The organism is Pseudomonas sp. SDO524_S393, from assembly GCF_054071875.1.
Genome location: NZ_JBSVVZ010000018.1, coordinates 66,490 through 81,972, shown reverse-complemented (window position 1 = coordinate 81,972; position 15,483 = coordinate 66,490). Strand labels below are relative to the sequence as shown.

Annotated in this window: 9 protein-coding genes; all 9 read left to right on the top strand. The window is 57.5% G+C overall.

Annotation, left to right across the window (positions count from 1 at the left end; translation table 11 throughout):
- Positions 1–142: 142 nt before the first annotated feature.
- The 9 genes from ACW9IB_RS10595 (at position 143) to ACW9IB_RS10555 (ending at position 15,322) form a co-directional block, all read left to right on the top strand.
- On the top strand, positions 143–6,139 hold the full coding sequence (locus tag ACW9IB_RS10595) for a hypothetical protein (RefSeq protein ID WP_457413550.1): 5,997 nt from the start codon (positions 143–145) through the stop codon (positions 6,137–6,139).
- Positions 6,140–6,494: 355 nt separating this feature from the next.
- Positions 6,495–7,778: an ABC transporter substrate-binding protein gene (locus tag ACW9IB_RS10590; protein WP_457413555.1), complete on the top strand. Its 1,284-nt coding sequence runs from the start codon at positions 6,495–6,497 to the stop codon at positions 7,776–7,778.
- A gap of 208 nt (positions 7,779–7,986) precedes the next feature.
- Positions 7,987–8,913: a carbohydrate ABC transporter permease gene (locus ACW9IB_RS10585; RefSeq protein ID WP_457367038.1), complete on the top strand. Its 927-nt coding sequence runs from the start codon at positions 7,987–7,989 to the stop codon at positions 8,911–8,913.
- Positions 8,914–8,923: 10 nt separating this feature from the next.
- Positions 8,924–9,754 (top strand): carbohydrate ABC transporter permease, encoded by an 831-nt coding sequence (locus tag ACW9IB_RS10580; protein WP_017848429.1) that lies wholly within the window; start codon positions 8,924–8,926, stop codon positions 9,752–9,754.
- A gap of 36 nt (positions 9,755–9,790) precedes the next feature.
- Positions 9,791–10,894, top strand: coding sequence for an ABC transporter ATP-binding protein (locus ACW9IB_RS10575; RefSeq protein WP_457367037.1), 1,104 nt, complete (start codon positions 9,791–9,793; stop codon positions 10,892–10,894).
- Positions 10,895–10,912: 18 nt separating this feature from the next.
- Positions 10,913–12,394: a mannitol dehydrogenase family protein gene (locus tag ACW9IB_RS10570; RefSeq protein WP_457413548.1), complete on the top strand. Its 1,482-nt coding sequence runs from the start codon at positions 10,913–10,915 to the stop codon at positions 12,392–12,394.
- Positions 12,395–12,535: 141 nt separating this feature from the next.
- A complete protein-coding gene (gene xylB, locus ACW9IB_RS10565) occupies positions 12,536–14,017 on the top strand; it encodes a xylulokinase (protein ID WP_457413547.1) in 1,482 nt (493 codons plus the stop codon).
- A gap of 12 nt (positions 14,018–14,029) precedes the next feature.
- Positions 14,030–14,968, top strand: a complete 939-nt coding sequence (locus ACW9IB_RS10560) for a carbohydrate kinase family protein (RefSeq protein WP_457413546.1) — start codon at positions 14,030–14,032, stop codon at positions 14,966–14,968.
- Between the two features lie 84 nt (positions 14,969–15,052).
- Positions 15,053–15,322 carry a DUF2790 domain-containing protein gene (locus ACW9IB_RS10555; RefSeq protein WP_457367033.1) on the top strand — a complete coding sequence of 90 codons (270 nt, stop codon included), beginning with the start codon at positions 15,053–15,055 and terminating at the stop codon, positions 15,320–15,322.
- The last annotated feature ends 161 nt before the right edge of the window (positions 15,323–15,483 follow it).

Sequence of the window (15,483 nt, the reverse complement as noted above, 5' to 3'; positions counted from 1 at the left end):
CCATAACGCCAGCAAAACGACACCGTGTAATCCATTGTCCAAGGAACCTGATCGCTCCTCCTGCAACTCAGCGTAGGCACCTACATGCTTTCTTGCGAAAAGCGGTGCTTTTCTGACACGCAGGTAAAAAAGGAGCTACAGCTTGATCAATACACGGCTATTTTCAATTAACCCCCTCGCCCTTCAGCCCAATCAACCCATCCCCCAAAAAACCTACCTCGCCTCACCACAGGCAGAAGCCGACTATCCACCTCTCAGCGTGGCCAAAGCACCGCCTGCATTGTCGCGCTCACGTCGAGACCTGCAGAACGACCCAGCACAGGGTACGCCCTTCAAAAAGTCGGTTCGTCAGTTCGCGAAAGCCCTGGTTGAGCAGGGCGACCGGGAACTCGCTATCAGTGTCGGCAATGCTTTGGTCCGCAGGCAGAGTTTTCCGGATGAGAGTGACCTGAACGAGATGGACAAAGTTTCCGTCCCGCCGTACTCCACCTTTGGTCAGGCCTTATCCAGACTTGCTGATGCAGTGGAATCGGAGCCGTTCAAATCGTTTGCTCAGAAGTTTTCGCTTGATGTATCGGAGCTGTATTTTGAGGACGATGGCGCTCTGACTGCGGGATATAAAAATAGCAAGGGTCATTACAAACAGTTTCTGCAGGACGAAAAAGAGTGGGCAGCCGCCTCAGCTAACGTTGTAGCCGCCGCAAAACAGTTGATGGGGAGAAATCAGACTGTCGTTAGTTTCAGTGGTCGCGATCACGCACATCGTAATGACGTCAGTAACTTTTACGGTTTTACAGAGCCCGCAACCACCGACAGCAACGCCCTTTTGTCTGCCGCAGGACAATTATTGCGTGACGAAAATTTCAAGTCACTCAGCAGCTCGGATCCGCTCGACGCGCCCATTAAACAAAAACAATCAGACGCCCGCCAACACATCGCGGATCTACCGCTGCCTGCGCTGCGCGAGATTCTGAACAAATTTGCACCCTCTACCGCACAACAAAAGGTTCAACGCGCCGACCAGGAACTGGCACAGTTGGCAGCTCGTGGGATGATGAAGCTGATCCCGGAAACCGATCAATATGACCCATCGGTCACTCTGCAGAACATTCCTGAATATTCAACTTTCAATCTGGTACGCAAGAACCTTTTGAAAGCGCTGACGAGCAGTGTTTTTACCACCTTTGCCAAAGAGAACGAACTCGACCCCACCAGCGTAAGCATCAACCCCGTCAGCGGTAAACTGACAGGCACCGTCAAAGGCGTCAGCACCACATTCAATTTGAACGATGTGTCTGGCTGGAGCGATACCTGGGCCGAAATAAAAGAGGCGGTGCTCCAGATGGCCGCCGGCTCCGATGACGATGTGACCTACCCCACCGACAACACCGCCCCTCTGTCTCAAGTCATGGCGTTCTACGACGAACCCTATCCTCACCAAGAGGACGCTCGAAAAAAGGGCTGGGAGCAGCGCCAACTCGCGAACACCCTGCGTCGCATCGCAGAGATGATCGATAACGATGGCTTCAAAGCGCTGACCGCGCCTCTGCCCGACGATCCCGCTTCCGTCGCGGTACAGCAGCGCCAGCGGGACAGGGTGCGACAACTGGAAGGCACCACGCTATCGCCGTCGCCTATGGAAACCCTGGCTGCCACCGTCAAAGCCAACCTCCCTGCACAGGCGACAAACGAAGATAGTAGCGAAGACCTTTGGGCAATCGCCGAAAGTGACCTGGCAAAAACCGTGCACAAAGCAATGCTTGAACTGAAAACCGACCCGGGCCAGGTTGCGTCGAAAATCATCCAGCCAATACCGGACAACAGCCTGCTCGGGCAATGGCAGGCCTACCTCAACAAAGCCCTCAAGGGTCGTGGTTTCAACGAGTGGGCACGCGAACAGCATGTTGACCTGACTTCCTTGCGCTATGACCCCGCAGGCAACGCATTGATCGCCAAGGTCAAGGGCATTGACCAGCGATTTACCGCCACTGACTTTGCGCAAAAGTACCCCAAGCATTTTGACGTACTCACACCTGTGTTGAGCGCCGCGCAGGTATTTGCAAAGCCCGGCCAATCGATCTCACTCTCTCACGTAGAAACCAGCGGCGTGCCGTACCAGTGGGTGGCCAATTTTTATAGTCTCAATGATGATCCCAACAGCGCGGCGTTCGCTCAACAGACGGCATTGATCGGCAGCACCCAACAGTTTCCGACCCACCCCAATAACCCGAAAAGAATAGTGACTTGGCTAGACCGGCAGAAAACCGCGCTGGGTGATAGCAACGACCGTTATGCACTGATCCACGAACTGAAAAACTGGACTGTTGACACTGGCCTCAAGCGCTTCGTTGTCGACCCGGACTCCTCTCATCAGCCTAAAAGCGTGACGACGGTTGCAGCATTCATCTCAAACAACGGCTGGTACCCAATAAAGTCAAAGACAGACAGTGACAATTTGCTCGCCGCCTTACAGACACAGGTTCCGACTGCTCCTCTCTTGGGCAATCGCTGGGGGTTCCTGTCAACTCAACTGCCATTGAGTACCGCGCAACGCGATACGCTGGTCAAAGAGGTAAAAAACAAGATCGGCGCCGATGAGACCCTTCTCAACTACCTCAGCAGCAAGATTGCCGACCTGGACACCAACCCCCAACTGGCCCTGGAGCAACTGCTCAACAGTGACGACGCGCTTGAGCTCGCCACCCACCTGCAAACTCAGATGAAGGGGGCTATAACCCCAACCAGCCTGAAGCAATGGCTATTGACCGCTTTGGTGCTGGAGCTTGATCCCAACGTTGGCAAGCCGCGAAACCACGTCGCCGGTTTTGACTTCATGCATGTCGCAAACTGGGGACTCAGCACCGACGACCTTCGTATACGGTTCAGCAAACACCTGATCGACAACAAAAAGCTACCGACAAACCTTGCTCTGGCCGCCTCGCACCTGCTAGTGGTGGGCGCCGCGCCACACTTGCTGGTAAGGGACGTACCGTCGCGGGTAACGCTCGGTTCGACTGAGTGGGTCAGTTTCGCAACAGCGGTGAACCGGATAGAACTAATGGCCCCCGGCGCCGCCGCGCACATGACTTATGAGCAAGTCATGGCGTTTCACACTATCGCCCCTATCTCTGCCGCCGAAGATCATTTGCAGGCCATCGCAAAGGCGAACCCGCTGATTGATTGGGCGTACATCAATGGCCAACTCTTTAGAAATCCCAAAGATGAATATACCTACGAGCAACTGACAAGCGCCGAGGAAGCGCTCAAAACACAAATACAAACAACCTCAAAAGCTAGAGCCTCCTTGAGCACATTCGCGCCCAAGACCAGAAGGCAAATGGCGCTTGAAGAACTGAAAAGGAAATGGGGCACCGCGATCGATTATGAGAACCGGTTCCTGACTGAGAAGTTAGGGCCCGGCGGTATCTTTTCTGGTATCCGAGCAAGCATCGTCGAGATCTATGAAGCGGGCCGACTGGGGGAAAGTTGGCGCTCGGAAAAACCGGAAGTGGATTTCGAGCGTTTGCGCGCACAATCATCTGATTTACCGGATATCAACAAGCAATTTAACGCTGCTATTGAACAAACGTTTACTGAGGGCCGGAACGCGTCCATCGTCGTCATTAAAGACATGCTTTCAAAGTTGGACGCGGACGCTCGCAACAGGCTTGCGTACGGTAATCTGCAGTACTTCAAGATACGGGAGAACGACAAGAGCGTCGGCCTGCTTATTCGCACAACTGACAGCACATCAAAGGTACGTGATTTTGTGGTGATGCCCGGTCTCGGCAAGATCGAGGAGGTTTTGGGATTGCCAACCTCTTTGGTCAATTCAGCGCATGAATCGACGACCTCCAGTACCCTGCGCACCGTAATGGAAGCGGCGAAAAAATTTTTGAACCAACATTATACGTCGCCGCAGCCGAGTGAACCGAAGTTCGTCGGCATTACACCGATGGTCCTCGAGGATGGAGAATTGATTAACGAGGGCATAGCAACTTTCGGCGACCTCAATGAAAACACAGCGCCCGGATACGACAGTGAAGAGCTTGAGCTAATTGCCAAGATTGCAGTCGACTCACATTTTTTACGCAAAGATGATTTTATCAAACGTTATCGTCATGCTTACTCTAATAGCGTTGAAGAAGGGAAAGAGCCCGTAGATTATTTCAAGAGCGCTATTCGCTTACTCCCAGGCGGCTCAAGCGTGCTGGACATTTATCACGGTAAATATGAAGAGGCGGGGAAAGATGCAGCCATTGACCTTGTCATCTACCTATTGCTCTATGGCGTCGGCAAACTGTTTACCCTGGCCAAAACCGGGGCATCCTGGGCGACACTAAGCGCCTCGACAAAGTTCATTGATAAGCTTGGAACCACCGAGGCGACTGATTCAATCAGAAACGTGACTAACAGCAGCACTTCAACGCTCATCAACTCAACCAGCAGATTGCAAGGCGAACGATACATTAGCACAACCAACCCGAAATATATGCCCTTGTCGAATGAAACCGACGGGATTTTAATTCTAACTCAAACAAATGAGCGAGTCAGAATCTCAGCCATACGCGAGAACAATAATTGGTACTTAAATGATCCGGAGACAGGTGCTATTGGACCCGCGCTTGATCACTTTGTATCTGATACCTCTTCAATTATTGAACAAACCACACTTGCGGATGGTACGAAAGCACTGGAAATTGACACCCCCCTGGCCGAAGGTGCTTTTACCGTGCCTCGCACCAACGGCTTTGACCTGATGAATGGAGGCAAGGTATACCGTTATGATTACCGCAATCCAGACTTGCTGACAGAACTGGGCTCGGCCGATCATTTTAACTCCTTAGAAGATTTTGAAGCGCTTTGCTCCACACCCTCTATTGCAGCAGGTCGTACAAAACGTAACGTCAATGAAGTTTGTTTCACAAAAGTGATTAATGATTTACCTACTGTAGATGCCCAGAAACTTCAAGCACTCGAACATGTGCGACTTTTTCCATCGGAGCCGAAAATCAGTGGAGGCGATAGATTAAGCATTTTTAAAGGGCGTCATTATCGATTGGTTGAACAGGGCACTGGACTGCGTTTGGAACCGATGAGGGAAAGCAAGCCAATCAGCTATAAGCAGGAGATAACTGGCAGCGTCCAGTTTAACCCAGCATTCGGATTTCACGACATGAATCCATATAGGCGACTCCTCCAAGAATCACGCGTGGTAAAAATTGGTAGTATCAGTGAGTCATGCAACGACAGCCGAGAACTCAGAGGTATCATCGTTGCAGACCCCCAGGGCAGTGCTGAAAAACACCTAGTGATCGAAGCGGATACTGGCGAATTTTATCACGCAAAGCTTGGGGTTCCGGAGACCAGAGAAGTCACCTTTAAAAAATGTACAAACACTGAAAAACAACTGATGAACGGTTATCTCGACGTACTCCGCACACTCAAAAAACCGTCAACCCACTACCCAACACAATTAATAAATGACGGAAAAATAGCCAGTATAGATGATCTTAAAACCTGGAAAATGCTTGCCCCCAAAAAGAACACCCGCGAAACACCGCTATTTTACACTGTTCGCCAAAAACTTCAAAGTAAAATAAATGACATTGCGATCACCGACACTCCCACCACCAACGAGAACGGTGAAACCAAGTATATATATGATCACAATCATGCGGCCGTAAGACAGAGGCGTGAGCAATTGCGCAAAGAACTCGAAATGGATAACTACGAGGCCGTACGCAGCGAGGCATTTCAAACCAGACTTGCGCAACGAGTCAGTACGGACAGAGACGCAAATGGGAGAATATTCGGACAATGCGCGGAGATGGCGGCGTATGCCGCTGATATGATTAAAGCCCCCGCAAAGAGCGCCGGCTACCGTACCTACCTGGTGCAGATCCCAAGTTCAAACCATACAATCGTATTATTATCGAAAAATGAATACCGTGCTGGCGCACGGATAGACTGGGCTCAAGAATTCGCCTCAGATTCAATCACCGTAGATCTGTGGCAAGGCACATTAAGTAAAGACCGACTAAATGCCGCGAAAGACCTAATGGATTTTGCCCATAAGCACAAGTATACCGGGCACAAACCGCCCGCCACGATCCAGGTGGAGATGAGGGTCCCTTAATAAACAAAAAAGCTTTATCCAACCATTTAAAGGAAAAATCATTTGTATTCTAAAGATATAAAAACGTAGCGCACCCACAGCCACATCCCCGGCAACACAGTAGGTAGCAGCCATCAAGGCAGTGGAGGCTCTCAGCCTCCACTGCCGACCTCTCGGTATGAGTGCAAAAAAGTATCAGTGCCAGTGCGCCCAAGGATTTGTCACATCGCCATTTCAAGGCTGTAATCAACCGCACACTCTTCCTGACTCGTTGCAGGAAGACACAACAACAATAACTGTCCTTCTGTAGCCCCTGGGCGCAGAAATGGAGTGCGCGATGAAGTTCACAGCAAAAGCACTGCTTGTTTCCACCTGCATGACCACCTGCATGACCCTCAGCGCCGTCAGCTTTGGCGCGCAGACCCTGACCATTGCCACCGTCAACAACAGCGACATGATCCGCATGCAAAAGCTCTCGAAAACCTTCGAGACCGAGCATCCGGAGATCAAGCTGAATTGGGTGGTACTCGAAGAAAACGTGCTGCGCCAGCGCCTGACCACTGACATCGCCACCCAGGGCGGACAGTTCGACGTGTTGACCATCGGCATGTACGAAGCTGCACTCTGGGGTGCCAAGGGTTGGCTGGAGCCGATGAACGACCTGCCGGCGTCCTACGACCTCGATGATGTCTTCCCATCGGTACGCGACGGCCTGTCCGTCAAGGGTTCGCTGTACGCCCTGCCGTTCTACGCCGAAAGCTCGATCACCTATTACCGCACCGACCTGTTCAAGGACGCCGGTCTGACCATGCCCGAGCATCCAACCTGGACGCAGATCGGCGAATTCGCCAGCAAACTCACCGACAAATCCAAAGAGCAGTACGGCCTGTGCCTGCGCGGCAAAGCCGGTTGGGGCGAGAACATGGCGCTGATCACGACACTGGCCAACGGCTACGGCGCACGCTGGTTCGATGAGAAGTGGCAACCGGAATTCAGCGGCCCTGAATGGAAGGATGCGCTGAACTTCTACGTCGACAACATGAAGAAATCCGGCCCGCCGGGCGCCTCCAGCAACGGTTTCAACGAAAACCTGGCGCTGTTCAACAGCGGCAAGTGTGCCATGTGGGTCGATGCCAGCGTGGCCGGTTCGTTCGTGACCGACAAGACTCAGAGCAAAGTGGCCGATCACGTCGGCTTTACCTTTGCCCCTCACGAGAAGACCGACAAGGGCACCTCGTGGCTGTACTCCTGGAGCCTGGCGATCCCGACCAGTTCCAAGGCCAAGGACGCCGCCAAGGTGTTCACCAGCTGGGCCACTTCCAAGGAATACAGCCAGCTCGTGGCCAAGACCGACGGCATCGCCAACGTACCGCCAGGCACGCGCAAGTCGACCTACAGCGATGAGTACATGAAGGCCGCGCCGTTCGCCAAGGTGACGCTGGAATCGCTGAAAGTCGCCGACCCGACCAAACCGACCCTCAAGCCGGTGCCGTATATCGGTATCCAGCTGGTGACCATTCCTGAGTTCCAGGCCATTGGCACCTCGGTGGGCAAGCTGTTCTCCGCGGCCCTGACCGGCCAGCAAACGGTGGACCAGGCCCTGGCCGCTGCGCAAAACACCACCGAGCGTGAAATGAAGCGCGCCGGCTATCCCAAATAAAGCGGGCACGCCGCTGTAAATGTGGGAGCGGGCTTCATGCAGGAACTGCTTTTAGGTGGGAGCTGGCTTGCCTGCGATGCAAGCACCTCGGTCTGTAAGACAAGCCGAGTTGAGGCCATCGCAGGCAAGCCAGCGCCCACAAAAGCCCGCTCCCACACTGACCGCGCTTCGACTTTAGTTCTGCATGTACCTGACTGGTTGTGACCCTATGAATACCAACACTGCCCAAGTGCAAACCGCCGTGCCGGCCACGCCGCGCAAAACCCGCGTGGCCAACCCGGGCTGGTTTCTCGTCAGCCCCTCGGTGGCCTTGTTGCTGCTGTGGATGATCGTGCCGCTGGGCATGACCCTGTATTTTTCGCTGATCCGCTACAACCTGCTCTATCCCGGCGAAAACGAGTTCGTGGGCCTGGAAAACTTCACCTATTTCATCACCGACTCCGGGTTCCTGCCCGGTGCCACCAATACCTTGTTGCTGGTAGGCAGTGTGCTGCTGATCAGCGTGGTGTTCGGCGTGTTGATCAGTGCCTTGCTGGAGGCCAGTGAGTTCTTCGGTCGCGGCCTGGTACGGGTGTTGCTGATTTCGCCGTTCTTCATCATGCCCACCGTCGGTGCGCTGATCTGGAAGAACCTGATTTTCCACCCGGTGTCGGGGATTCTCGCCGCCGTGTGGAAGCTGTTCGGCGCCGAGCCCGTGGACTGGCTGGCCCATTACCCGCTGCTGTCGATCATCATCATTGTGTCGTGGCAGTGGCTGCCCTTCGCCATCCTGCTGCTGATGACCGCCATGCAGTCCCTCGACCAGGAACAAAAGGAAGCCGCGCGCCTGGACGGTGCCGGCGCCATCGCGATCTTCTGGCACCTCACCCTGCCCCACCTGGCCCGCCCGATTGCCGTGGTGGTGATGATCGAAACCATCTTCCTGCTATCGGTGTTCGCTGAAATCTTCACCACCACCAATGGGGGGCCGGGCTACGCCTCGACCAACCTCGCCTATCTGATCTACAACCAGGCGCTGGTGCAGTTCGACGTGGGCATGGCCTCGGCCGGCGGCTTGATTGCCGTGGTCATCGCCAATATCGCGGCGATCATCCTGGTGCGGATGATCGGCAAAAACCTGACTGACAAGCCTTGAGGGCCGCGCCATGACGCTTCAACAATCCCGCCGCCTGCAAAGCCTGTTGCTCGGCACCCTGGCCTGGGCCATCGCAATCCTGATTTTCTTCCCGATCTTCTGGATGGTGCTGACCAGCTTCAAGACCGAAATCGACGCGTTCGCCACACCGCCGCAGTTCATCTTCACGCCGACGCTGGAGAACTACCTGCACATCAACGAGCGCAGCAACTACTTCAGCTATGCGTGGAACTCGGTGCTCATCTCGTTCAGCGCCACCGCCCTGTGCCTGTTGATCTCGGTGCCGGCCGCCTACTCCATGGCGTTCTACGAAACCCAGCGCACCAAGGGCACCCTGCTCTGGATGCTGTCCACCAAGATGCTGCCGCCGGTGGGCGTGCTGATGCCGATCTACCTGCTGGCCAAGAGTTTCGGCCTGCTGGATACCCGCATCGCGCTGATCATCATCTACACCCTGATCAACCTGCCGATCGTGGTCTGGATGGTTTACACCTACTTCAAGGACATTCCCAAGGACATCCTCGAAGCCGCCCGCCTGGACGGCGCCACCCTGTGGCAGGAGATGGTCCGCGTGCTGCTGCCGATCGCCAAGGGCGGCCTGGCGTCCACCGTGCTGCTGTCGCTGATCCTGTGCTGGAACGAAGCGTTCTGGTCGCTGAACCTGACCTCGTCCAACGCCGCGCCCTTGACCGCACTGATCGCCTCCTACTCCAGCCCCGAAGGTTTGTTCTGGGCCAAATTGTCTGCCGTGTCGACCCTGGCCTGTGCGCCGATCCTGATCTTTGGCTGGATCAGCCAGAAACAGCTGGTGCGCGGTTTGTCGTTCGGCGCCGTGAAATAACGGCCTTTCAATAAAAATTCCAAGCGGAGGCCCATCATGGCCAACCTGAAAATCAAGAATCTGCAAAAAGGCTTCGAAGGCTTCTCCATCATCAAGGGCATCGACCTTGAGGTGAACGACAAGGAATTCGTGGTATTCGTCGGCCCTTCGGGCTGCGGCAAGTCCACGCTGCTGCGCCTGATCGCCGGCCTGGAAGAAGTCACCGACGGCACCATCGAGCTGGATGGCCGCGACATCACTGAAGTGACCCCGGCCAAGCGCGACCTGGCGATGGTGTTCCAGACCTATGCCCTGTACCCGCACATGAGCGTGCGCAAGAACATGTCGTTTGCCCTGGACCTGGCCGGCGTCGACAAGAAGCTGGTGGAAAGCAAGGTCAGCGAGGCCGCGCGCATTCTGGAGCTGGGCCCGCTGCTGGAGCGCAAACCCAAGCAACTTTCCGGTGGTCAGCGCCAGCGCGTGGCCATTGGCCGCGCCATTGTGCGCAACCCGAAGATTTTCCTGTTCGACGAACCGCTGTCCAACCTCGACGCCGCCCTGCGCGTGCAGATGCGCCTGGAACTGGCGCGCCTGCATAAAGAGCTGCAAGCCACCATGATCTACGTGACCCACGACCAGGTCGAAGCCATGACCCTGGCCGACAAAGTCGTGGTGCTCAACAGTGGCCGCATCGAGCAGGTCGGGTCACCGCTGGAGCTGTATCACCAGCCGGCCAACCTGTTCGTGGCGGGCTTTCTGGGTACGCCGAAAATGGGTTTCCTCAAAGGCAAGGTCACCCGCGTTGAAAGCCAGGGCTGCGAAGTGCAACTGGATGCCGGCACTACCATCAGCCTGCCCCAAAGCGGCGCCAGCCTGAGCGTGGGCAGCGCCGTGACCCTGGGGATTCGCCCGGAACACCTGGAAATCGCCGCCCCGGGCCAGACCACCCTGACCGTCACCGCCGACGTCGGCGAGCGCCTGGGCAGCGACACCTTCTGCCACGTCGTCACCGCCAACGGTGAGCCGCTGACCATGCGGATTCGTGGCGACATGGCCAGCCAGTACGGCGAGAAGCTGCAGTTGCACCTGGACCCGGCGCACTGCCATCTGTTCGACACCGAAGGCAAAGCCGTGGCCCGCCCACTGCGCGCCGCCGCCTGATTTCGCGAGACTTTGCCGATGAAACTGAATAAACAGAACCTCACCCAACTGGCACCGCAAGTGAAGCTGCCCGCCTACGCGATTGCCGACACGCGCCAGGGCATCGCCCATATCGGCGTCGGCGGTTTCCACCGCGCGCATCAGGCGTATTACACCGACGCGCTGATGAACACCGGCGAGGGCCTGGACTGGAGCATCTGCGGTGTCGGCCTGCGCGCCGAAGACCGCAAGGCCCGCGACGACCTGGCCGGCCAGGACTACCTGTTCACCCTGTACGAACTGGGCGACACCAACGACACCGAAGTACGCGTGATCGGCGCGATCAGCGACATGCTGCTGGCCGAAGACAGTGCCCAGGCGCTGATCGACAAACTGGCAGATCCGGCGATTCGCATCGTCTCGCTGACTATCACCGAAGGCGGATATTGCATCGACGACAGCAACGGCGAATTCATGGCCCACCTGCCGCAGATCCAGCATGACCTGGCACACCCGGGCGCACCGAAGACCGTATTCGGCTTCATCTGCGCCGCGCTGACCCAGCGGCGTGCCGCTGGCGTTCCGGCGTTCACCGTGATGTCCTGCGATAACCTGCCGCACAACGGCGCCGTCACCCGCAAGGCCCTGCTGGCCTTCGCCGCCCTGCACAATGCCGAGCTGCACGACTGGATCAAGGCCAACGTGAGCTTCCCGAATGCCATGGTCGACCGCATCACACCGATGACCAGCACCGCCCACCGCCTGCAACTGCACGACGATCACGGTATCGACGACGCCTGGCCGGTGGTGTGCGAGCCCTTTGTGCAATGGGTGCTGGAAGACAAATTCGTCAACGGCCGCCCCGCCTGGGAAAAGGTCGGCGTGCAGTTCACCGACGACGTGACGCCCTACGAAGAAATGAAGATCGGCCTGCTCAACGGCAGCCACCTGGCCCTCACCTACCTGGGTTTTCTCAAGGGCTACCGGTTTGTGCACGAGACCATGAACGACCCGGTGTTCGTCGCCTACATGCGCGCCTACATGGACCTGGACGTCACGCCGAACCTGGCGCCGGTGCCTGGCATCGACCTGACCGACTACAAGCAGACGCTGGTGGATCGCTTCTCCAACCAGGCGATTGCCGATCAGTTGGAGCGCGTTTGCTCCGACGGTTCGTCGAAGTTTCCCAAGTTCACCGTACCGACCATCAACCGCCTGATCGCGGATGGCCGTGAGACCGAGCGCGCGGCGCTGGTGGTCGCAGCGTGGGCGCTGTACCTCAAAGGCGTGGATGAGAACGGCGTGAGCTACAAGATCCCCGATCCGCGTGCCGAGTTTTGCCAGGGGCTGGTGAGTGATGACGCGTTGATCAGCCAGCGCTTGCTGGGAGTGGAGGAGATTTTCGGCACAGCCATTCCCAACTCCCCTGAGTTTGTGGCAGCGTTCGAGCGGTGTTTTGTGAGCTTGCGTGACAACGGCGTCACCCAAACCCTGCAAAACCTCCTGAAGAAACCGGCTTGAAAATGTGGGAGCCGGCTTGCCTGCGATAGCGGTCTATCAGTCGAATCATGGCTGCCTGAACCACCGCTATCGCAGGCAAGCCAGCTCCCACAGCCGATCGGGTTTCCACTTCAACAAAACAATACTGCTGAGCACTCCACCATGACCCAGCGAAACCTCTACTTGGGCATCGACTGCGGCACCCAAGGCACCAAGGCCGTTGTCCTCGATGCGTCCAGCGGCCAGGTGCTGGGCCTGGGCGCTGCGGCGCACACGCTGATCAGCGGCGTCAATGGACGTCGCGAACAGCACACCCAGGAATGGCTCAACGCCTTTACCGAAGCCACCCACCGCGCCCTGCAACAGGCCGGCGTGGATGGCCAGCACATTCTGGGCGTTGGTGTTTCCGGCCAGCAGCACGGGTTGGTGTTGCTGGATGACCAGAGCCAGGTAATGCGCCCGGCCAAGCTGTGGTGCGACACCGAAACAACGCCCGAGAACGATCGTCTGCTGCAACACTTGGGCGGTGAAAGCGGCTCACTGGAGCGTCTCGGCGTGGCCATTGCGCCGGGCTATACCGTATCCAAACTGCTCTGGACCCGCGAACAACACCCCGGCATCTTCGAGCGCATCGCCCATATCCTGTTGCCCCACGACTACCTCAACTACTGGCTCACCGGTCGTGCCGTGGCGGAGTACGGCGATGCATCGGGCACTGGCTATTTCAATGTGCGCAGCCGCGAATGGGATGTGGCGCTGCTCCAGCACATCGACCCCAGCGGGCGTCTGGAAGCGGCATTGCCCGAGCTGATCGACGCCAACCAGGTGGTCGGGACGGTGCTGCCAGCCGTTGCCGAACGCTTGGGCATCAACCCCGATGCCATCGTTTCCAGTGGCGGCGGCGACAACATGATGGGAGCGATTGGCACCGGCAATATCGCCCCCGGCGTGATCACCATGAGCCTGGGCTCTTCGGGGACCGTCTACGCCTATGCCGAACAACCGAACGTGAGCCCCGAGGCCTCGGTCGCCACCTTCTGTTCGTCCAGCGGTGGCTGGCTGCCGTTGATCTGCACCATGAACCTGACCAATGCCACCGGGGTGATCCGCGAGTTGTTCGACCTGGACCTGACGGCCTTCAATGACCTGATCGACCAGGCCCCCATCGGCGCCGACGGCGTGACCATGCTGCCGTTCCTCAACGGCGAGCGCGTACCCGCCCTGCCCCACGCCACCGGCAGCCTGCACGGGTTGACCATGACCAACCTGACCCGCGCGAACCTGTGCCGCGCCGTGGTCGAAGGCACCACCTTCGGCCTGCGCTACGGCCTGGACCTGCTGCGCCAGACCGGCCTGCAAAGCCAGAGCATCCGCTTGATCGGGGGTGGCTCGAAAAGCCCGGTGTGGCGGCAGATGGTCGCCGATATCATGAACACCGAAGTGATCTGTACCGAACAAAGCGAAGCCGCGGCCCTGGGCGCGGCGATCCAGGCGGCGTGGGCCCGGACCGGCGAGCCCCTGGCCAGCCTCTGCGACAAATGCGTAAGCGTCGACCCGGCCAGCCGAACCCAACCGGTGGCCGAGCATGTGAGCGCCTATCAACAGGCTTACGAGCGCTATCAGCAGCTTGTGGCAACCCTTTAAGAGCGAACGACTATGTATCTGGTGTGCGGCGAAGCGCTGTTCGATTTTTTCAGTGAGGAAGATGCCAGCGGGCAGGCTTCCAAGGTCAATTACAAGGCGATTGCCGGCGGCTCGCCGTTCAACGTGGCGGTAGGCTTGCGCCGCCTGGGCATCGAGGCCGGGCTGTTCGGCGGCCTGTCCACCGACTTCCTCGGCCGACGCCTGTTGCAGGTGCTCAAGGATGAAGGCGTCAGCGAGCGCTTCCTGGTGGAGTTCGCTGCGCCGACCACCCTGGCGATGGTGGCCGTGGGTGCCAACGGCTCGCCCCAGTACAGCTTTCGCGGTGAAGGCTGCGCCGATCGGCAACTGGACGTCGTGCACCTGCCGACGCTGGGCGATGACATTCGCGGGCTGCATGTGGGCTCGTTCTCGCTGGTGGTGCAGCCGATCGGCGACGCCCTGCTGAACCTGGTCAAGCGTGAGAGCGGCAAGCGCCTGATCAGCCTGGACCCGAACGTGCGACTCAACCCGCAGCCCGACATCCAGCTGTGGCGCGACCGCGTGGCCGAACTGGTCAAGCATGCCGACCTGATCAAGGTCAGCGACGAAGACCTGCACCTGCTCTACCCCAACCAGTCGCCGGAGAGCGTGTTGCAAGGCTGGCTGCAACACCGTTGCCAGCTGGTGTTCCTGACCCGCGGCGGCGATGGCGCCAGCGTGTTCAGCCGCCAGCACGGGCACTGGTCGCAGCCGGCGGTGAAGGTGGTGATGGCCGACACGGTGGGTGCCGGCGATACCTTCCAGGCCGCCCTGATCGCTTGGCTGACCGAGCACCAGCTGGATTCGGTGACTGGCCTGCAACAGCTCAGCCGTGGACAGATCGACGCAATGCTCGGCTTCGCGATCCGCGCCGCCGCCCTGACCTGCGGCAAGACCGGCCCGGACCTGCCGTATCGCCAGCAGCTTGGATGAAGGTTTTGTCAGCCAGGTAAACTTTAATCGATGGTTAATCCCGCAAGCCGACAGTGAAGTCCTACCTGCTTGCGGAGATCCACCATGAAACTGCGTACTTTGATACTGGGCGGCGCACTGGCACTGGCAACGGTGTCAGGCCTGGCCCAGGCTGACGATCAACAACCCGATGCCAAACCGGTGCCCTACCAGTACGGCATGCCGCTGAATATCGCCAAGGTGCTGGCCATGAACGAGGCCCAGACCAACGACTGCAAGGTCATCGACGCGGACATCAAGTTCGTGGACACCGCCGGCAAGGTGGAAGACGTGGGTTACCGCAAACTGTCGGATGCTTGCAGTTTCCAGAACTGAACTTGGAAAAGACCGGCTGTTTCGTAGGACGCTTTCCTCTAAAACGTAGGGAAATTCTCAGAAACTTCAATTTAATCAATGATTAAGCTTGATGATCAACAGTGAGCCCGACCGCCCCTGCACCGGTTGCAAACCGACGGGGCGGCCACCGTTTCATCACG

Coding starts and splice junctions, on each gene's coding strand:
- ACW9IB_RS10590 (WP_457413555.1), top strand. CDS start 6,495: ATGACCACCTGCATGACCCTCAGCGCCGTCAGCTTTGGCGCGCAGACC.
- ACW9IB_RS10585 (WP_457367038.1), top strand. CDS start 7,987: ATGAATACCAACACTGCCCAAGTGCAAACCGCCGTGCCGGCCACGCCG.
- ACW9IB_RS10580 (WP_017848429.1), top strand. CDS start 8,924: ATGACGCTTCAACAATCCCGCCGCCTGCAAAGCCTGTTGCTCGGCACC.
- ACW9IB_RS10575 (WP_457367037.1), top strand. CDS start 9,791: ATGGCCAACCTGAAAATCAAGAATCTGCAAAAAGGCTTCGAAGGCTTC.
- ACW9IB_RS10570 (WP_457413548.1), top strand. CDS start 10,913: ATGAAACTGAATAAACAGAACCTCACCCAACTGGCACCGCAAGTGAAG.
- xylB (WP_457413547.1), top strand. CDS start 12,536: ATGACCCAGCGAAACCTCTACTTGGGCATCGACTGCGGCACCCAAGGC.
- ACW9IB_RS10560 (WP_457413546.1), top strand. CDS start 14,030: ATGTATCTGGTGTGCGGCGAAGCGCTGTTCGATTTTTTCAGTGAGGAA.
- ACW9IB_RS10555 (WP_457367033.1), top strand. CDS start 15,053: ATGAAACTGCGTACTTTGATACTGGGCGGCGCACTGGCACTGGCAACG.